This window comes from Mycobacterium sp. NBC_00419 (genome assembly GCF_036023875.1).
Lineage (GTDB): Bacteria > Actinomycetota > Actinomycetes > Mycobacteriales > Mycobacteriaceae > Mycobacterium.
The window spans coordinates 245,646-264,504 of the sequence record NZ_CP107931.1 but is presented as its reverse complement, the minus strand read 5'-3'; the positions used below and the strand labels follow the sequence as shown (position 1 = coordinate 264,504).

General features: G+C 68.4%; 18 protein-coding genes. 12 read left to right on the top strand and 6 right to left on the bottom strand.

What is annotated here, in order from left to right:
* The 8 genes from OG976_RS01330 (at position 1) to OG976_RS01295 (ending at position 9,192) form a co-directional block, all read left to right on the top strand.
* Positions 1-819: an N-acyl homoserine lactonase family protein gene (locus tag OG976_RS01330; protein ID WP_328356844.1), complete on the top strand. Its 819-nt coding sequence runs from the start codon at positions 1-3 to the stop codon at positions 817-819.
* A 14-nt stretch (positions 820-833) separates the two neighbouring features.
* On the top strand, positions 834-2,123 hold the full coding sequence (allB, locus tag OG976_RS01325) for an allantoinase AllB (RefSeq protein WP_328356842.1): 1,290 nt from the start codon (positions 834-836) through the stop codon (positions 2,121-2,123).
* Entirely contained in the window at positions 2,120-2,872 is a 753-nt protein-coding gene (locus tag OG976_RS01320; protein ID WP_328356840.1) for an aspartate/glutamate racemase family protein, read from the top strand. Before allB ends, OG976_RS01320 begins: the two co-directional genes overlap by 4 nt.
* Positions 2,869-3,891: an allantoicase gene (locus OG976_RS01315; protein WP_328356838.1), complete on the top strand. Its 1,023-nt coding sequence runs from the start codon at positions 2,869-2,871 to the stop codon at positions 3,889-3,891. Before OG976_RS01320 ends, OG976_RS01315 begins: the two co-directional genes overlap by 4 nt.
* Positions 3,888-4,478, top strand: coding sequence for a hypothetical protein (locus tag OG976_RS01310; protein ID WP_328356836.1), 591 nt, complete (start codon positions 3,888-3,890; stop codon positions 4,476-4,478). The genes OG976_RS01315 and OG976_RS01310 overlap by 4 nt, the downstream gene beginning before the upstream one ends.
* The gene (locus tag OG976_RS01305; RefSeq protein WP_328356833.1) at positions 4,475-5,512 is read left to right on the top strand and encodes an isopenicillin N synthase family dioxygenase; all 1,038 of its coding nucleotides are present in this window, start codon (positions 4,475-4,477) and stop codon (positions 5,510-5,512) included. Before OG976_RS01310 ends, OG976_RS01305 begins: the two co-directional genes overlap by 4 nt.
* 88 nt (positions 5,513-5,600) lie before the next feature.
* Positions 5,601-7,736 (top strand): adenylate/guanylate cyclase domain-containing protein, encoded by a 2,136-nt coding sequence (locus OG976_RS01300; RefSeq protein ID WP_328356831.1) that lies wholly within the window; start codon positions 5,601-5,603, stop codon positions 7,734-7,736.
* Positions 7,737-7,764: 28 nt separating this feature from the next.
* Positions 7,765-9,192: a mechanosensitive ion channel domain-containing protein gene (locus tag OG976_RS01295; RefSeq protein ID WP_328356829.1), complete on the top strand. Its 1,428-nt coding sequence runs from the start codon at positions 7,765-7,767 to the stop codon at positions 9,190-9,192.
* Between the two features lie 3 nt (positions 9,193-9,195).
* On the opposite strand, the gene OG976_RS01290 is transcribed toward OG976_RS01295, so the two are convergent.
* Genes OG976_RS01290 through malQ form a run of 4 tightly spaced genes read right to left on the bottom strand, consistent with a single transcriptional unit; the run spans position 9,196 to position 13,189 of the window.
* A complete protein-coding gene (locus OG976_RS01290) occupies positions 9,196-9,651 on the bottom strand; it encodes a nuclear transport factor 2 family protein (RefSeq protein ID WP_328356826.1) in 456 nt (151 codons plus the stop codon).
* Positions 9,648-10,529: an LLM class F420-dependent oxidoreductase gene (locus OG976_RS01285; RefSeq protein ID WP_328356823.1), complete on the bottom strand. Its 882-nt coding sequence runs from the start codon at positions 10,527-10,529 to the stop codon at positions 9,648-9,650. The genes OG976_RS01290 and OG976_RS01285 overlap by 4 nt, the downstream gene beginning before the upstream one ends.
* Positions 10,530-10,539: 10 nt before the next feature.
* The gene (locus tag OG976_RS01280) at positions 10,540-11,040 is read right to left on the bottom strand and encodes an NUDIX domain-containing protein (RefSeq protein WP_328356820.1); all 501 of its coding nucleotides are present in this window, start codon (positions 11,038-11,040) and stop codon (positions 10,540-10,542) included.
* A gap of 10 nt (positions 11,041-11,050) precedes the next feature.
* Positions 11,051-13,189 (bottom strand): 4-alpha-glucanotransferase, encoded by a 2,139-nt coding sequence (gene malQ / locus OG976_RS01275; RefSeq protein WP_328356817.1) that lies wholly within the window; start codon positions 13,187-13,189, stop codon positions 11,051-11,053.
* Positions 13,190-13,266: 77 nt separating this feature from the next.
* On the opposite strand from malQ, the gene OG976_RS01270 reads away from it, so the two are divergent.
* A complete protein-coding gene (locus tag OG976_RS01270) occupies positions 13,267-14,457 on the top strand; it encodes an MFS transporter (protein WP_328356814.1) in 1,191 nt (396 codons plus the stop codon).
* On the opposite strand, the gene OG976_RS01265 is transcribed toward OG976_RS01270, so the two are convergent.
* Positions 14,426-14,749: a DMT family transporter gene (locus OG976_RS01265; protein ID WP_328363031.1), complete on the bottom strand. Its 324-nt coding sequence runs from the start codon at positions 14,747-14,749 to the stop codon at positions 14,426-14,428. The two genes, OG976_RS01270 and OG976_RS01265, sit on opposite strands and share 32 nt — an antisense overlap.
* Positions 14,749-15,093, bottom strand: coding sequence for a DMT family transporter (locus OG976_RS01260; RefSeq protein WP_328363028.1), 345 nt, complete (start codon positions 15,091-15,093; stop codon positions 14,749-14,751). The genes OG976_RS01265 and OG976_RS01260 overlap by 1 nt, the downstream gene beginning before the upstream one ends.
* Before the next feature lie 232 nt (positions 15,094-15,325).
* Between OG976_RS01260 and OG976_RS01255 the strand changes: the two genes are divergently transcribed.
* From OG976_RS01255 to OG976_RS01245, 3 genes are read left to right on the top strand one after another with little or no spacing between them, the layout of a single operon-like run.
* Positions 15,326-16,885, top strand: a complete 1,560-nt coding sequence (locus OG976_RS01255; RefSeq protein ID WP_328356811.1) for a carboxylesterase/lipase family protein — start codon at positions 15,326-15,328, stop codon at positions 16,883-16,885.
* 52 nt (positions 16,886-16,937) lie between these two features.
* Entirely contained in the window at positions 16,938-17,912 is a 975-nt protein-coding gene (locus OG976_RS01250) for a hypothetical protein (protein WP_328356808.1), read from the top strand.
* Between the two features lie 43 nt (positions 17,913-17,955).
* Positions 17,956-18,834, top strand: a complete 879-nt coding sequence (locus OG976_RS01245; RefSeq protein ID WP_328363025.1) for a sterol desaturase family protein — start codon at positions 17,956-17,958, stop codon at positions 18,832-18,834.
* The last annotated feature ends 25 nt before the right edge of the window (positions 18,835-18,859 follow it).

Genomic DNA, 18,859 nt, shown 5'->3' with positions numbered 1-18,859 from the left:
ATGGGGGTTCGCCGGATCATCCTGCTGACACTGGGCTGGGAGGAGTTGCCCAAGTCGGTGTCGGTGTATGGCGCAGCTCCGGAGCTGCGGATGCGTGAGCCGGTGCCGGGCGTACTGATCCAGACCGACGGGGGCTGGGTGCTGCTCGACACCGGGTTCAACACCGCGCTCATCCGGGATCCCGCGCTCTACCGCCGGTTCTACCCGACGGTCGAGTACATCCCGGTGCTGCCGGGACCCGGTGAACCGATCGAGGAGTCGCTGCACGACATCGGCGTCGACATCGACGACATCCATCTGGTTGCGCTCTCACACCTGCATCACGACCATGCCGGCGGAGTCAAGCTGTTCGCCGGCAAGGTGCCGGTGCACGCGCAGCGACGCGAACTCGAGTACGGGTTGTCCAACCACCCCGAACCCGAGCACCATGCGATCGCCCGGATCGACTTCGACGATCCCCGCATCGACTGGGTGCTCGCCGACGGCGAGGCGCAGATTGCTCCAGGCATCACCGCGGTGCCCACCTATGGCCACACACCAGGGCATCAGAGTTTCGTGGTCGAACTCGACCGCACCGTCGGCGGCGGGGGATTCGTCTTCGCCTTCGACGCCGCGGATCTCACCGAGAACATCGAGCATGAACTGGCGATCGGCGGGTTCATCGACATCGATCCCGCCGAGACGGTGGAGCCGATCCGGCGGCTCAAGAAGCTGGCCGCCGAGAAGGGCTACGAACTGGTGCCGGGCCACGATCCGCATGTCTGGCCGGAGCTGACCCGCCGGTTCGAGGAACGTTTCGGCCCGGTACGCCCGAAGTGATCACGCTCGACCAGGTGATCCGTGCCCCGCGCGCGGTGATCGATGATGCCGTTCGGCCCGCCGCACTTGGTGTGGCCGACGGCATCATCCGGGTGGTCACCGATGTCGATGCGCCCCTTCGCGCACGCGAGGAGGCGTGGGTACCGCCCGGCGCGATCCTGCTGCCCGGCCTGGTCGATACCCACGTCCACATCAATGAGCCCGGCACCGACTGGGAGGGCTTCGCCAGTGCCACCGCAGCGGCGGCGGCCGGTGGGATCACCACCCTGGTCGACATGCCGCTGGACAGCGATCCGGTGACCACGACCACTGACGCACTTGCGACCAAACAAGCTGCCGCACAGAGCAACTGTGGCATCAGCACCGAGTTCTGGGGCGGTGTGGTTCCCGGGAATCTTGCCACCTTCGCGGAGCTGGCGGCCTTCGGGGTGCGCGGATTCAAGTGCTTTCTGTCCGACTCGGGAAACCCGAACTTCCCGCCATTGACCCCTGGGCAGTTCGGTGATGCGATGTCCGTTGTCGCCGAACTGGACTCGGTGATGTTGGTGCACGCCGAAAGCGCCCGGGTGCTCGCGGATTGTGCTCCACCGGCCGGCCGCGACTATGCACGCTTCCTGGAGTCGCGACCCGACGCCGCCGAGCACGACGCCGTGCGGCTGGTCATCGACGCCGTCGCCGACACCGGGGCGCGGGCACATATCGTGCACGTCTCCAGCGCCACCGTGCTGCCTCTCATTGCGGCAGCCAAGCGGTCCGGCCTGCCGGTGACCGCCGAAACATGTCCGCATTACCTGACTTTCGCCGCCGAGCAGGTTCCTGACGGCGGCACCGTGTTCGCCGCCTGCCCACCGATCCGCGCCGAGGAGAACCGCCGAAGACTATGGGCGGGGCTGGCCGACGGCACCCTGGACATGGTGGTGTCCGACCATTCGCCGTGCGCGCCCGAGCTCAAGGATCTCCGCGGCGGCGACTTCGGCCGGGCCTTCGGCGGAATCAGCTCCCTGCAGGTGGCGCTGCCGGCGTTGTGGACCCAGGCGCGGGCTGCCGGATTCGGCCTGCCCGACGTGTGCCGATGGATGGCGCAGGCTCCCGCGGCACTGGCAGGCCTGACCGACCGCGGGGTGATCGCGGTGGACATGCGCGCCGACTTCACCCTCTTCGACCCGGACGCGGCCTGGGTGGTCCGCGGCGCGGACCTGCTGCACCGTTACCCGGTGACCCCATACGAGGGGATGACGCTGACCGGTTCGGTGGTGCAGACCTGGCTGGGCGGACGACTCCTCGCGGTGAAGGAGCCGGCGTGAAGATCCTGGTCCTCAACCCCAACACCTCGGCGTCGATGACCGCTGAGATCGCGGCGGCCGCCCGTGCCGCCGCTGCGCCCGGAACCGAGATCGACACTGCACAGCCATCATTCGGCTCAGCCGCGATCGACTCGGCGGCCGAGAGTTACCTGTCAGCGGTGGGCGTGATGGACGTCGTGGCCTGTGCGCTGGCCGAGGGCACCTTCGAGGCCGACGCGGTGATCCTGGCCGGGTTCGGCGAGCACGGTAAAGACGCCCTTCAGGAGATGCTGGAGGTTCCCGTCCTCGACATCGCCGAATCCGCGGCCCACGTCGCGCATCTCATCGGCAGGCGCTTCTCGGTGGTGACCACGCTGGCCCGCTCGATCGCACCCATCGAGGACCGACTGTTGCTCGCCGGTCTGGATGCGCACTGCGCCTCGGTGCGGGCCTGCGGTCTGGGCACCGCCGAGGTGGACGCCGACCCCGACGGCGCGGTGGCCGCGATCGTCGCCGAAGCGGCCCGTGCGGTGGCCGAGGACGGCGCCGACGTGATCTGCCTGGGGTGCGCGGGGATGGCCGGTGTCACCGAGGCCGTCTCCAGCACCGTGGGGGTGCCGTGTGTCGACGGTGTCGCGGCGGCGGTGGGGCTGGCTCAGATGCTGGTCGGTCTGGGACTGTTCACGAGCAAAGCCGGGGTGTACGCGGCGGGTCCGGACAACCCGCGCAGCCACTGGCCACTGAGTGCAGCACTAGGGGGACACCGGTGAACATCGACTTCCAGGCCGCCCTGGACCTGGCCTCCCGCGCGGTGGGCGGCAGTGTGGTGGCGGCCAGCGACGAGTCGTTCGGGTTCAAGGAGAACCTGATCGCGGCGTCCGAGCCCAGCTTCGTACCGGGAACCTTCGACCTGCGCGGTGAGGTGGTTGACGGCTGGGAGACACGCAGGCACGCCGCGGCGGGGGACTGGGTGATCATCCGGCTCGGTGTCCCCGGACGACTGCGGACCATCGACGTCGACACCCGCAACTTCACCGGCAACCACCCCACCGCCGCCGTCGTCTACGGCGCGAACCTGGCCGCGGGTGAGGACCCGTGCGGACCGGTCCAGTGGCAGCCACTCGCGGCGTCGACACCACTGAAACCCGACGCGCACAACCCGATCTCGGTCAGTGACCGGCGCCGCTACACCCATCTGAAGTTGGTGATCGACTCCGACGGCGGGGTGGCCCGGCTGCGGGCCCACGGCGATCCCATACCCGACCCGCGGCTGTGGTCCGGCGTCACCGTGGAGGTCTCCGGTGCCGAGCAGGGCGGCCGGGTGGAGCATTGCAGCGACACGTTCTACTCCGATGCCCGATCGCTGATCGCCGGTAGCCGTCCCGGGAACATGGGGGCGGGCTGGGAAGCGCGGCGCAGACGCGACATCGGCCCCGACACCCATGACGCGGTGACGATCTCGTTCCTGGTGCCCGCGCACCTGGACCGCATCGAGATCGACACCTCCTGCTTCGTTTTCAACGCCTCCCGTGAAGTCTGCGTCATGGGCACCCATGACCGGCCCAGTGCGTGCCGGCCCTATTGGTCGCTGCCCTTCGATGAAATCGTCCTGCCGCGAATCCACGTGGTACCCGATGCCCGTCAGGTCTTCGTCGTCGATGCACCCGACATCACCGCCATCCGGCTACAGGCGTATCCCGACGGCGGCATCGCGCGGGTGCGTGCGCTCGGACGTCCGACCGCGGCGGGACTGGCAGATCTGCAGCGATGCTGGGATGAGGCACAGTGACGCCACAGATATCGGAGTGCCCGGGACTGTGGCGGCGAACCCTGCTCATCGACGTCGACGGTTCCCGGGATACCACAACGGATGTGCAATGGCTGCAGGGACTTTCGGCGTTCGTCGACCTGCGTGGCCCCGGTGCGGGATTCGCCGGGCGGCTGTCTCAGCGTGGTGACATCTTCGAGTGGACCAGAACGATCGACCTGCAGCCGGCCGGACCGCCTGATGCGGGCCGGATGAGCTGGGACGGCGCGACTTTGGTCGAGGTGGGCGTTCATGCCGACTACATCGAGCACTGGCAGCGTGAGGCCGAACCCGTCGAACCGTGTTGGGGTCTGCTGTTGTCCGGCCCCGGTGACGCGGTCGCCGTCCTGGTGCGCGTCGGGGCGCGGTTCGGGTGGGCCGTCAAGCAGGAGACCCGGGCCGAAATCTCGTTGGGCACCGTGGCCGACGCCAACTGGCTGATCACGGACTCGGCCCAATCCGGGCGCGTCGGAATGGAACTCGTACCCCGGATGACCCCGGGGCAGCTGTGGGTCGACGACGACTTCGCCTGGACCGTCGAAGAACAAGAAGGAAGCGTGACACTGTGAGTGCGGCGACATCATTTCAATCGATACCCGTCATCGACATCAGCGGGCTGCGGTCCGACGACGCCGCACAGCGCGAACGCGTCGCAGCCGAATTGGGTTTGGCGGCGCGCGATGTCGGGTTCTTCTACATCTCCGACACGGGTATCAGCGAGGACCTCTTCGAGCGCCTGCTGGCCGCCACCAAAGAGTTCTTCGCCCTGCCGATGCCGGAGAAGATGAAGTCCTACATAGGGCTATCCACCTGCCATCGCGGCTATGTTCCGGTCGGGGAGGAGGGTCTGTACGGCGACCTGACCGACCTCAAGGAGGCGTTCGACACCGCGTTGGATCTGCCCGCCGACGACCCTGACCACCTGGCCGGCAATCCGATGCTGGGGCCCAACGTCTGGCCGGACCTGCCCGGCTTCGCCGACACCGTCACCGAGTACTACCAGGCCATCCTGGGGGTGGGCCGAGACCTGTTGGCGGCGTTCGCTGTTGCACTCGGTGAAGATCCCGCCACCTTCACCCGGCACGCCACCAAGACACCGAGCCAACTGCGACTGATCTACTACCCGCACAACCCGCAGGCTCAGGACGTCCAGGGCATCGGTGCGCATACCGACTACGAATGCTTCACCCTGCTCAAGCCGACCGCGCCCGGACTCGAGGTGCTCAACGGCGACGGTGAGTGGATCGACGCGCCGCCCATCCCGGGCACCTACATCGTCAACGTCGGCGACCTGCTGGAGTTGTGGACCAACGGAGCGTTCGTGGCCACCTCCCACCGGGTGCGCAAGGTGGCTGAGGAGCGGTACTCGTTTCCGCTGTTCTTCAATGTCGACTACGACACGGTGGTCAAGCCGCTGCCGCAGTTCGAGTCCGCGTCCGAACCCGCCCGCCAGCCACTGGTGGCCGGCGAGCACCTGTTCGCCCAGACCGCCCAGACGTTCACCTACTTGCGCTCCCGGCTCGAGTCCGGTGACCTCGTCCTGCCCGAAGGGTCGCTGCAGACCGGCACCTTCGGCCAACAGGCACTGCAGTCCCGGAACTGACACCCCGGATCATCAGATGCGTTAACATCCGCTGATCTGCACAAATGCTGCTAGAGCGGGGGTTTGGCCGGTGGGGCGGTTATCGGGCGTGCTGTCACCGGGGCGGCTGCGGTCGCTCGGCTTCCAGTCCAAGCTGCTGCTGATGCTGCTCACCGTGAGCGTGGTGTCGGTGCTCATCGCCGGGCTCATCGGCTACCTGTCCGGCACCAGTTCGCTGCGCACCGCCGAATACCAGCGGCTCACCCAGCTACGCGAATCGCGAGCCAGGGAGATCACCGCGTTCTACGAGAGCATCAACGATGCGGCCACCGTGTTGACCCACAGCTCGGCGGCGATCACCGCGACCAAGGACTTCAGCGCCGCGTTCAAGGACCTGCAGAAGACACCGCTGCCGCCGGGCGCTCAGGAGACCGTGGCCAAGTACTACACCGACGTCTTCGGCCCGGAATTAGCGAAGGGCACCGGCCAGCCGTCCGATCCTCTGCTGTATCAGCCGACGTCGAACGCGCAGACCTACCTCCAGGCGCTCTACACCGCTCCGGCCAAGGGTGACTTCGAGGCGGCCGCGAAGGTGTTGTCGGCCGGTGACCCCAGTGCGTGGTCGGCGGCCAACGCCCGGTACCAGCCGTTCTTCGCCGACTTCGCCGACCGGTTCGGCTTCGACGACGTCCTGTTGCTCGACACCGACGGCAATGTGGTCTACACCGCCGCCAAGGGTGTCGACCTCGGCGCCGACGTGCTCAGCGGGACCTACCAGACCACAAGTCTCGCCGACGCGTTCCGCAGGACGATGCGCGCAACCTCGGTGGACGAGGTGGTCATGACGGACTTCCAGGACTACGCGCCGGCCTACGGTATTCCCACACCGTGGGTGCTCACACCGGTCGGCGACGCAGCAGGGATCCACGGCGTGCTGGCACTGCAGCTGAAGCCCTCCGAGATCAACAGGGTGATGACGGGAAACCGGCAGTGGGAGGACGACGGTCTGGGGGCGTCCGGCGAGACCTATCTCGCCGGACCGGACAAACTGATGAGGTCAGTATCCCGGGACCTGTTGTCCAACCCCAAGGGCTTTCTCGAGGAGGTCGTGGCGAACGGAACCCCGCGGGAGGTCGCAGAGCGCGAAGTGGAAACCGGCGACAGTATCCTGCTCCAGCCCGTGGACACCGCACCCGTGAATCTGGCGCTGGCCGGTAAGTCCGGCGTCACAACAGCTTCCAGCTACCTCGGGACGGAGACGCTGAACGCGTACGCGCCGCTGAAGCTTCCCGGCCTGGACTGGGTGCTCGTGGCCAAGATCGACAAGTCCGAGGCGCTGGCCCCGGTGAGCACCTTCGCGCGCAACATCGCGCTGTCGACGGCGGCGATCGTCGTGGTGGTGTGCTTGCTGGCCCTGCTGTTCAGCCGCATCCTGACCCGGCCCGTCAAGCGCCTGGCCACAGCGGTCCGCCGGGTCGCCGGCGGCGAGCTCGACGTCAATGTCCCGGTGGACTCCACAGACGAGTTCGGCGAACTGGCCTCGGCGTTCAACGCCATGAGCACCAGCCTGCAGACCAAGCAGCAACTGATCGACGAGCAGCGCCGCGAGAACGACGAGCTGCTGTCCAGCCTGATGCCCGAACCGGAGGCCCGGCGGTACCGCGAGGGCGAGGAGAACATCAGCACCAGGCACCGCGATGTGTCGGTGATCTATGCCCAGCTGCTGGGTTTCGACGACTTCGCCCGGTCGCTGCCGGCCCAGGAGTCGGTGGCGATGCTCAACTCGCTGGTGGAGGCCTTCGATGCCGCCGCAGAACGCCACGGCGTCGAACAGGTTCGCAGCATGCAGGACAACGGGCTGCTGGCCACGTGTGGACTGGTCGTACCGCGGGTCGACCATGCCAGCCGCACCATCGCGTTCGCCCGCGAAGTGGCCGAGATCCTCCGGGGGTTCAACCACCAGCACGACTCCCACCTCCAAGTCCGCGCCGGTATCGACAGCGGCCCGGTGACCAGTGGGCTGGTGGGCCAGCGCTCGACGATCTACGCGCTGTGGGGTGAGGCGGTGGACCTCGCCAACCGGGTGCACGCCGCCAACGACTCCGCGGGCGTGTTCGTCAGCGATCGGGTCCACGAGGCGGTGCTGGGGATCTACTCCTTCTCCCCAGCCGGGACGGTCAACGCCGAGGGCGGTGGTACCGAAACCGTCTGGCGGCTCGAGGACACCGCACGGCAGCCGGCGTGAGCTGCCAGAGAGCGAAGGGGGAGCGGGCATGGGTGCGCTGACCGGACAGCCGTGGTTCTGGCCTGCCCTGCTGGTCATCATCGCGCTGCCGCTGTCGCTGCTGATCCTCAACGAACTGCACGGTTTCCTCGCCCGCCGCGACAGCGGCTACGCCAAACCGGTTGCCCTGCTGCGTAACTGGGTTCTTCCCGCGTTCGCGGTGTACCTGCTGCTCGACCAGTTCGATCGCGTCGACGCCCACGCCGACATCCACGGGAACTGGGCCAAGATCGCGGCGACGGTGTTCGGGTTCCTGATCATGCTGGTGCTGCTGTCCGGCGCCAATGCCGCGTTGTTCGGGGAGGCCCGTGCCGGCAGCTGGCGCGAGCGGCTGCCAGGCATCTTCATCGATCTGGGCCGGCTGATCCTCATCGTCATCGGTATCGGTCTGCTGCTGTCGTGGGTGTGGGGCGCCAACATCGGCGGGCTGATCACCGCCGTCGGGGTGACGTCGATCGTGATCGGCCTCGCCGTACAAAGCGCGGTCGGCCCCGTTATCCAGGGCTTGCTGCTGTTGTTCGAGCAGCCGTTCCGGATCGGCGACTGGCTGGATACCGCCGCAGCCAAAGGCCGCGTCGTCGAGGTGAACTGGCGGGCGGCCCACATCGACACCGGCAACGGGATCCAGGTTGTCCCGAACGCGACCCTGGCCACCGGCTCCTTCACCAACCTCAGCCGGGTCACCGGGGCGGCGTTCAACGCATCCGCCGTGCTGGCCTTCGGCGCCGACGATCCGCCGGGCCTGGTCACCGCCGCCCTGCAGTCGGTAGCCGACGCACTGCCCACTAAGCTCCCATCCGTACCTGCCAAGGTGGTCGCACTCGGCGAGAACAAGTACAAGGTTATGGTTCCGGTTCTCTCGCCTGCCGAGGAGTCGCGGACCAAAACCCTTCTGCTGCATCGAATCTGGTATGCCGCCAATCGGGCCGGCGTGCACGTCGACGGCGCGAAGCTGTCGAAGAAGGCCGAGCGCGACTATGTCGAGACCCAATTGCGGTCGATAGCGGCATCATTGGGTCTCGACGATGACGCGATCGCCACGATGTCGGGGAACGCCCGGCGACTACTGTACGCCGAAGGTGAACTCGTGCAGCCCACCAACAGCATTCCTGAGGCGGTCGGGTTCATCACCGAGGGCAAGGTCGGCATGATCGTCTACGCCGGCGACGGCCGTGAGCTCGCTCTGGGCCGCCTCGGCGTCGGCGACTACATCGGCGGGACGTCGTTGACCCGCCAGCGCATGCTCACCGGGGTGATCGCGCTGGCCGACACCACCATCGTCTCGGTGCACCGCGACGCGATGAAGGGTGTCGTGCAACGCAATCACCGCTTGGCCCGCCAGATCGGCGAAGCCATCGAGATGCGGCGCAGAGCCGCCACCGACGCGCTCACCGAGGCCGCCCAGGGGATCCGCTGATCCTCAGCGCAGGCGCCGTGCCGGACGGGTCTCGATCGCGTCGATGACCAGCCGGCGGCGCGCCAGCAACCAGCCGGAGTCGGCGCGGGCGTAGTCGTCGACGTAGTGCAGGTACCAGACCAGGTCGGTGATGCTGTCATCGCGGCGGCTCCAGTGATGCGCCTGCGCCGCGATGCGCCCGTGGGCGGTATCGGGGGTGACACCAGCCCGGTATACCTCCGAAGCGATGCTGTGATGGGTGCGGCCCACCCGGGTGGCTGCGGCCAGTGCGGTGCGCAGAGCCTGCGGGCCGCGGTGGGAGCGCACCGGTGTCAGCACGTCGGGCGGGTCGGGCAGCACCAATTCGCCGTCGGCAGTGAACAATCCGACGACGGTGTCGAGGTCGGTCTCGTCGATGCCCGCCGCGTAGCGGTGCACCAGATCGGTGAGGGCCAACCGGTCCGCCACCGTCAGGGTCATGCGATCAGGCCTAGTCGTTGGGCGCAGGCCGACAGTGCGTCCTTGGCTTCGGTGATGTCGGTGACCGCCGGCATCGCCAGCACCACCCGGTCGGCTCCGGCCTCGGCGAGCCGCCCGGCACGGTCGGTGTCGATCTTGGTGACCAGGTGGCCCAGCGACAGCTCGAGGTCGTCGGGGTCGCGTCCGGCATCCTCGGCGGCGGCCCGCATGTCGGCGACCAGCGTCGCGAGCTTTTCGCCGGCCACGCCTAGGGGCTGCAGTCCGTCGCCCAGCCGGCCGGCGCGGCGCGCGGCGATCCGGCTGTGGCCGCCGATATGGATCGGAATACCCTTGGCGGCAACAGGTTTCGGATAGCATGCGGCGCTGTCGAAGTCGAAGAACTCGCCGTGGTGGCCGACCCCCTCGGGGGTGTCGGCCCACAGCGCGCGCAGCACCTCGATCTGCTCCTCGGCGCGGCGGCCGCGGCTGTCGAAATCGGCGCCGCAGGCCTGCACCTCCTCGCGCAGCCAGCCGACACCGACACACAGCCGCAGCCGCCCACCGGACAAGGCGTCGAGCGTCGCGACCCGCTTGGCCAGCACCACCGGATGGTGGTTGGGCAGCACCAGAACTCCGGTGGCCAGACCGAGAGTGCTGGTCTGGCCGGCCAGAAACGCCAGCAGGTCCAGCGGATCGGGCACCGGGCAGTCCGCAGCCAGCTCGACCCGGCCACTGGGGTCATACGGGTACACGCTGTCGTAGCGGGTCATCAGGACGGTGTGCTCGACGGCGACGATCGACTCGAAGCCGCACGCCTCGAGATGACGGGCGAACTCTGACATCCACACGGGATCGGCGGTCACCCCGGCGCCCACAGGTGCCACGACAGCGAACTTCACATTCTGGAGGCTAGCCCGGTGGGTCGCCGGCCCCTTCGGACAGTCCCACCAGATGAGGCTGGGCCATCAGCCGATCGAGGAACACTACGTGGCCTTTGAGGAGTTTGCGCCGCGCCGCCGCGACCGGAAGCCACGCCACCCGGTCGAGTTCGGGAAACTCCTGCAGGCGTCCGGAGCCTTTGGGCCACTCCAGGGTGAAGGTGTTGCTGCGGGCCGCGCTGATGTCGAGGTCGGCGCCGACGGCGAACACGGTGAGCACCTTGCCGCTCGGTTGCTTGACCGGACCGAAGGCGAGGGGTTCACCGTCGGGCAGCCCCAAGCCCAGCTCTTCGGCGAACTCGCGTCGCGCTGCAAACCAGGGGTCCTCGTCCGGCTCGTACTCACCTTTGGGGATCGACCATGCGCCGTCGTCCTTGCGGGCCCAGAACGGTCCGCCGGGATGGCCGATCAGCACCTCGACCACGTCACCGGACATCCGGTAGAGCAATACCCCGGCGCTGGACTTCGGCATGCGGCGCAGCCTAGTCCGGCGACGGCTCGATGGACTGGCGCAAGGCCTCGGCCAGGGCGGCGGCCCTGGGGTCGACCAGTACGTCCTCGATGAGCAGCGGGTTGCCGTCGGGTCCGGTCAACGGCACCCGCCAGTTCGGATACTCGTTGGTGGTGCCCGGCTGGTTCTGGGTGCGCTTGTCGCCGACCGCGTCGGGCAGGGCCAGCGCCAACAGCCGCGACGGCGTGCGGCCGAGGTAGCGGTACAGGCCGGTGATGACGTTCTCCTCGTCGCTGTCGGCGCCCAGCAGCCCTACTCGTCGCAGTTCGGCCATCCACGCCGCCTGCTCGGCCCGGTCGGCGGCGAGCTCCTCGTCGGCCGGTCTGGTGAGCAGTCCCAGCTCATGGCGTAGCCGGACATGTTCTCCGGCAAGGTAACCCGGGGTCGGCGGCAGGTCATGGGTGGTCACCGAGGACAGGCACAGCTCACGCCAGCGTTCGGCAGGCAACGGGCCGCCGCCGCCGTCGCGATCCAGTTCGAACCACAGGATCGACGTCCCGAGCACCCCGCGGGCCGCCAGGTAGTCCCGCACCCACGGCTCGACGGTCCCGAGGTCCTCACCGACGACCACCGCGCCGGCCCGGTAGGCCTCCAGTGCCACGATGCCGATCATCGCGTCGTGGTTGTAGCGGACATAGGTGCCCTGCGTCGGGGAGGCGCCCTGCGGTATCCACCACAGCCGGAACAGTCCGATGATGTGATCGATCCGCACCCCACCGGCATGTCGCAGAATCGCCGCGATCAGGGCCCGGAAGGGTTGATAGCCAAGCTCTTCGAGGCGATCCGGGCGCCACGGCGGCTGCGACCAGTTCTGGCCCAGCTGGTTGAATTCGTCGGGCGGGGCGCCGGCCGTGGCACCGAGGGCGAGAACATCCTGCAACGACCAGGCGTCGGCGCCGTCGGGATGGACCCCCACCGCGAGGTCGTGCATGATGCCCAGCGGCATCCCGGTGCGCACGGCCTGGGACTGGGCCACCGCGAGTTGCTCATCGAGCTGCCACTGCAGCCAGCGGTGGAAATCGACTGCGCGAACATGGCTTTCGACGAACTCGGTGACCTCCGGGCTGCTCGGGTGCTGCAGACCGGCCGGCCAGCTGTGCCAGTTGCCGCCGTACTTCTCGGCCAGCGCCGACCAGGTGGCGAAGTCGTCGAGCGCCCGGCCTTCGCGCACCTTGTACGCCTCGAACGCCAGCTCGCGGCCCGCCGCGCGCGGCACCCGGTAGACCAGCTTGAGGGCGGTCCGCTTGGCCGCCCAGATTCCATCGCGGTCGATACCGTCGAACGTCGCGGCCCGGGACTGGATCTGTTCCCGCCGCTTCCACACCCGTCGGCGGCGGGGGAGATAGGCGAATTCCGGGATGTTCTCCACCCGCAGATACAGCGGGTTGGCGAAGCGCCGGGATGTCGGCAGGTAGGGGGAGGGCTCCATCGGTGAGGTGGGGGCCGCCGCGTGCAGCGGGTTGACCAGGACGTAGCCGGCGCCGTGGCGGGCACCCGCCCAGACGGCGAGATCGGTCAGATCGGCCAGATCGCCGATGCCCCAGGAGTTCTTGGACCGCACGCTGTACAGCTGGGTGGCCAGCCCCCAGGTGCGTCGCGCCCCGAGCCGGGGCGGCAGCCCCAGCCACGCCGGGGTGACGATCAGCGCGGTGCTGGTCTCCTGGCCGCCGGAGCGCAGGTAGACCCGGTGATATCCCAGCGGCAGATCGGGCGGCAGCACGAAGGTGGCTTCGCCGACCAGCCGGCCGTCCAGGTCGAACGGCGGGGTGAAGTTGTCGGCCTGGCGCACCCCGGAACGCACCGTCCCGTCCTCGAGCCGCACCCAGATGTGGGCCGGATCGCCGTGGGTGACGTGCGCCCAGAACGATGTCTCGGTGTCCGCGCGACCCACGATCGTCGGCGGCAGCGCCCGCGACCAGTAGCTCCTGTCCTGTTCGGAAAGGGCTGCGGCACGGCTCTGTTCACTGCCGGCGTCGACTCCCAGAGCTGCCAGGACCGCCGTCAGGGTGGTCTCGTCGACGGCGACGTAGCGTCCGGTCCAGTCGTGGTAGTCGGTGGCCACGCCGAACCGGCGGGCGAGTTCGTACAGCGACGGGTCCGGCTGTGTCATGGGTGTCATCTTGCTTGGTTGCGCGCGATCGCGTGCAGTACAGCGGACCACCCCGTCCTGGGGTACCGTCGCGCCACGTGGGCAGCGGAGGGCTCGAGGGGCGGGATCGCAGGGCCCGGGTGGCGACGGCGGCGCTGTTTTTGACCAACGGCGCCCTGTTCGCCAACCTGATGCCGCGCTATCCCGAGATCAAGTCCGATCTGGGTCTGACCAACACCGCGTTCGGGCTCGCCGTCGCGGCGTTCTCCGCGGGCGCCCTGCTGACCGGTCTCACCGCACCGATGTTGATCCGCCGGTTCCGCTCGTCGGTGGTCGCGGTCGCAGGCAGTGTGCTGATCGCGGTGTTCACCCTGGCCGCCGGCCTGGCGCCCTCGGGTGCGACGCTGGCGGCCGCCTTGTTCTGCGCCGGCGCGGCCGACTCTGTCGTCGACGTCGCGCAGAACGTCCACGGGTTGCGGGTGCAGCGAAACTACGGCCGGTTCATCATCAACTCGCTGCATGCGGTGTGGTCGATGGGTGCTGTCACCGGCGGGCTGATGGGGGCCGCCGCGATCTATGCCGGTATCCCGCGGGCGGTGCAATTGTCCTTCTCCGCGGTGCTGTTCAGCGCGATCTGCCTGATCGGCTACCGGTTCCTGCTGCCCGGTCGTGACCACGGCCCGCCCGAGGCCGGTGAGCGGGCGGGCGGTGCGAGCCCCGCGCGCACGGTGTACCTGGTGCTGGCCGCACTGGTGGGAATCGCGATCGCCGGCTCGGTCATCGAGGACGCCGGCAACTCGTGGGCCACGCTGTATCTGCGCGACGCGCTCGACGCTCCCGCGGCGTTGGCGGCGCTGGGGTTCGTGGCCGTCGTCGGGTTTCAGTTCGTCGGGCGGCTGCTCGGTGACCGGATGGTCGACAGGTTCGGCCAGCGCGCCGTGGTCCGCTCCGGCGGTGCGCTGATCGCCGTCGGCATGGGCACGGCGCTGGCCTTCCCGACCGTCGCCGGCACCATTGCCGGGTTCGCCGCTGCGGGTTTCGGCTCGGCCACCCTGGTGCCGGCTGCCATGCATGCCGCCGACGAACTTCCCGGACTTCGGCCGGGCACCGGCCTGACGGTGCTCACCTGGCTGATGCGGGTGGGATTCCTGACCTCGCCGATCGTGGTGGGCGCTGTTGCCGACGCCGCAGGCCTGCGCGTCGGCCTGCTGATCGTTCCGGTGGCGGGCCTGGCAGCCGTCGCGCTGGCCAGGGTGCTCAGCCCACGGATCCGCTCAGTTCGATCGTGAGCACGCCGGCGAGGATCAACACGATTCCGCCGATCATCACCGGTGTCAGCGGCTCACCCCAGACCGCCTTGGCGACCACCGCCACCAGCGCGACCCCGGCCGCCGACCACACCCCGTAGGCGATCCCGACCGGCATTCCCTGCGCCAGCGTCAGCGACAGCAGGGTGAAGGCCACCAGGTAGCCGGCGACTACCGGCACGATCCACTTCTTGTTGCGGAACCCGTCCGACGCGCGCAGCGACAGCGTGGCGCACACCTCGACCACGATGGCGCCGGCCAGCGTCAGCCACATCATGAGGTGCTGTCACTGACGCCGCTGTGCCGCGATCCGAGTTCGACCATCAGCACGCCCCCGATGATCAGGGCGATCCCGGCGATGATCGGGGTGGTGAACGGGTCACCGAAGATCACCGCGGCGATCACCACGGTCGCCGCCGTGCCCAGCGCGCCCCAGATGCCGTAGGCGACCCCGACCGGCATCCCGGCCCGCAACACCAGGCTCAGGAAGAAGAACGATGCGATGTACCCGGAGACGACGAGCACCAGCCACCCGGAGTGGTCCTGGGCGGCCCGCAACGCCAGCGTGCCGCTGACCTCGGTGCTGATCGCTCCCATCAGAAGCGCCCATTTCCGCACGCCCAGCACCTCCGTCGTGGTGGTCAGCCCGCCTGCCTCCCGGCGAGTGGCCAGTTGGGACACGCGGCGGGGCGAAAATCGGGCATTAACTGGCCACTCGGTGGCGACTCGATAGTGATCAGCCCCGCCAGGATATCGCCGTGTGAGCAGCGTGACGGCCGGTGGCAGCAGCCCCGCCGATTACCCGTCGGTAACGTGGATGGTTACGCGCAAGCTGCGATGGAGGACAGCAATGACAGCGGATGCGAACATCCGGCCGGTCGTGGACCGCCCGGTGGTGGAGACCGGCTACGGGCCCGTACGGGGTAGCGACGACGGCCGGGTCCGGATCTGGAAGGGCCTGCGCTACGCGGCGGCACCGGTCGGCGATCTGCGCTGGCGCGCGCCGCAGCCGCCGCAGCCCTGGACCGAGGTCCTCGACGCGACGGCCTTCGGACCGGTGAGCCCGCAGCCGCGCAGCCCGATCCCGATGGGTCTGGGCACCCGCGCCGACGAGGACTGCCTGTTTCTCAACGTGTGGGCGCCCTCCGATTCAAACGGCGCTTCGACAGGTGACCCGAAACCGGTGATGGTGTGGGTGCACGGCGGGGCCTACATCTTCGGATCCGGAAGTCAGCCGCTCTACGACGGCACCGAACTGGCCACCGGTTCCGACGTGATCGTGGTGACCATCAACTACCGTCTCGGTGCGCTCGGATTCGTCGACTTCTCGTCGTTCGATGCGGGCTTCGACAGCAACACCGCGTTACGTGACGTGCTGGCCGCATTGCGCTGGGTGCGCGACAACATCGCGGGTTTCGGCGGTGACCCCGACCGGGTGACACTGTTCGGCGAGTCGGCCGGGGCGGGGATCGTCACCACGCTGCTCGCGGTTCCCGAGGCGGCGGGCCTCTTCTCGCGGGCCATCGCCCAGAGTTCGCCGGCTACCTCGGTGTACGACAGCCGCCGCGCGCACGCGGTGGCCCAACTTGTTCTCGACCGGCTGGGCATGACCGCCCAGGAAGCCCATCGCGCGCCGGTACAGGCACTCGTGGACGCCTCGGCCCACGTCTTCGACCACGTCCCGACGGCCACCCCCGGCCGGTTGGCGTTCGCCCCGACCGTCGACGGTCAACTGGTACCGGACTATCCGGTGACGCTGGCCAGGGCAGGCAAGACGCTGCCGGTGCCGCTGCTGATCGGCACCAACAAGGACGAGGCAGCCCTGTTCCGGTTCATGCGTTCGCCGCTGATGCCCATCGCCCCCAAGGCGATTCGCACCATGTTCGAGGAGATCGCCGACGACCAGCCCGGGCTGCAGATACCCAGCGAGGAGCAGATCGGCTCGGTGTACCGGGCGCGGCGTGCCCGCGCCCGCAGCCTCGGCGTCGCCAGCGATGTCGGCTTCCGCATGCCGACGGTCTGGTTCGCTGAAGGCCACAGCACCGTGGCGCCCGTCTACTTGTACCGATTCGACTGGGCCACACCAATTTTCAAGCTGATCCGGCTGGGCGCCGCCCACGCCACCGAGCTGATCTACGTGTGGGGCAACCTCGTGTCCGGCTCGCGTGATGTCACGTTCAAGCTCGGCGGACTCAAGACGGGGGAGGCGTTGTCGCAGCGGATGCGCACCCGGTGGGCCAACTTCGCCGCCGCCGCCGAACCCGCAGGCCCGGCCGGTGAGCCGCACTGGGCGCCCTATCGCACCGACGACCGCACGACGCTGGTGATCGATGCCCACGACGCGGTGGTCGACGACCTCGATCGCCCGGTCCGGCTGGCCTGGGGCGACCAGGTGCTCAGCTTCCGGTAGCCGGCCGCCGAATCTGCGGCCCGGTGGCGGGCAGCCCTCTACCCTGCTGAGGGTGGCGCAACAGACACCTGTGAAAGGCTCCGGCTCACTGACCGGCGCGGCCTTCGGGGTGGTGTCGCTGCTGCTGGTGTTCGGCTTCTCCTACAGCGAAGAGGTCGTCACCGCGTTCCTCGAGGCCACCGGTCTGCACGGCACGCTGTGGCGGACATTGGTGCTGGTCGTTGACGCCGCACTGCTGCTGGCCGTGGCCCTTCTCAAGCGGGCAATCGGGCGTATCGACGGCGGTGCGCCCGGCCTGTGGGGGTGGTGGTGTGCGGCGGCGGCCTTCGTCGTGGTCTACGACGTGGTGCTCGACGTCTTCGACGTGACCCCCGGTGTGTGGGTCAATCAGCTGCTGGCCGTGGTGCTGGCGGTGGTGCTGGGCATCCTGCTCACCTCCTCGCTCAACGCCGACCCGCTGACGTTGGTCAGCGCGCGACGGCGCACCGAGATGCCGCTGGACTGGCAGCGGGTGCGCGCCGTGGTCCCGCTGGTGATCGGCAGTTACGCGGCCTATGCCGGCGCCGCGCTGTGGTGGGGCTCGCTCAACGTCGGCGTGGTGCGGGAGATGGATGCCGCCACCGCGGCAGCGGCCGAGCACATGGCCCTGGTCGATCGCGGGGAGTTTTACGCGCACTTCTGCGCCGGGGCGGTCAGCCCGCGCTACTTCGAGCACATGACCGAAGTCATCCCGCTGCTGCTGATCACGTTGGGCATCGAGTTCGGGTTCTTCCGGCGCTATCTGCGCGACCCGGTTCAGCGGGTCGCCACCGGAATCACCGTCATGCTGCTGTGTCTGGGCCTGGTGGGAACATTGTCGACGCTGCCCTGGGACGGTGTGGGCTGCGGCCAGGTGGTGTCGAAATGGCATGAGTACGCCGTATTCGTGCTGACCCTGCAGGGCGTGTTCATGGGCCTGGCTACCCTGGTGTGGCAGTTACTGGTGGCCGTGCCTGACATCGCGGCCGAGCGGGACGCGCAGCTTTAGGCTCGCGCGGGGAGGTGTGGTCACGGTGGACCGAATCGGGGAGATGTTGTCCGTTCTCCCGCCGCAGATGCGCGAACCGGTGCTGTTCGCGATCCCGTTCTTCCTGGTGCTACTGACCGTCGAGTGGACGGCTGCCCGCAAGCTCGAGCGGCTGGAGAACACCGGCGAAACGGGCCGGCCGGGGACGGGCGCATACCTGACCCGGGACGCGTGGACGTCGATCTCGATGGGTCTGGTGTCGGTGGCGACAATGGGCGCCTGGAAGTTCCTGGCGCTGCTGGGCTATGCCGCGCTGTACGCCTACGTTGCGCCGTGGCACCTGTCGCCGAGCAAGTGGTACACCTGGGTCATCGCGATTGTCGGGGTGGACGTGCTCTATTACGCCTACCACCGCATCGCCCACCGGGTCCGGCTGATCTGGGCCACCCATCAGGCACACCACTCCAGCATTTACTACAACTTCGCCACCGCGCTACGCCAGAAATGGAACAACAGCGGCGAGATCATCATGTGGATTCCGTTGCCGCTCTTGGGTGTTCCTCCGTGGATGGTGTTCACCGGATTCTCGATCAGCCTGATCTACCAGTTCTGGATCCACACCGAGCGCATCGGCACCCTGCCCCGGCCGATCGAGTTCGTCTTCAACACACCGTCGCACCACCGGGTCCACCACGGGATGGATCCGGAGTACCTGGACAAGAACTACGGCGGCATTCTGATCATCTGGGACCGGCTGTTCGGGACCTTCAAGGCCGAGACCTTCCGGCCGCACTACGGCCTGACCAAGCCGGTGAACACCTTCAATCTGTGGACGCTGCAGACCCGCGAATACGTGGCCATCGCCCACGACGTCCGGTCGGCGAATCGCTGGCGCGACCGGCTCGGCTATGTTTTCGGCCCGCCCGGATGGGCACCCACTTAAGGACCGAGCTCACCCGGTTCGCCAA

Excerpts from the sequence above, each read along its gene's own strand:
- OG976_RS01265 (WP_328363031.1), bottom strand. The coding sequence starts at position 14,749 with ATGTGGCTGACGCTGGCCGGCGCCATCGTGGTCGAGGTGTGCGCCACG.
- OG976_RS01245 (WP_328363025.1), top strand. The coding sequence starts at position 17,956 with ATGTTGTCCGTTCTCCCGCCGCAGATGCGCGAACCGGTGCTGTTCGCG.
- OG976_RS01255 (WP_328356811.1), top strand. The coding sequence starts at position 15,326 with ATGACAGCGGATGCGAACATCCGGCCGGTCGTGGACCGCCCGGTGGTG.
- OG976_RS01295 (WP_328356829.1), top strand. The coding sequence starts at position 7,765 with ATGGGTGCGCTGACCGGACAGCCGTGGTTCTGGCCTGCCCTGCTGGTC.
- malQ (WP_328356817.1), bottom strand. The coding sequence starts at position 13,189 with ATGACACAGCCGGACCCGTCGCTGTACGAACTCGCCCGCCGGTTCGGC.
- OG976_RS01290 (WP_328356826.1), bottom strand. The coding sequence starts at position 9,651 with ATGACCCTGACGGTGGCGGACCGGTTGGCCCTCACCGATCTGGTGCAC.
- OG976_RS01280 (WP_328356820.1), bottom strand. The coding sequence starts at position 11,040 with ATGCCGAAGTCCAGCGCCGGGGTATTGCTCTACCGGATGTCCGGTGAC.
- OG976_RS01330 (WP_328356844.1), top strand. The coding sequence starts at position 1 with ATGGGGGTTCGCCGGATCATCCTGCTGACACTGGGCTGGGAGGAGTTG.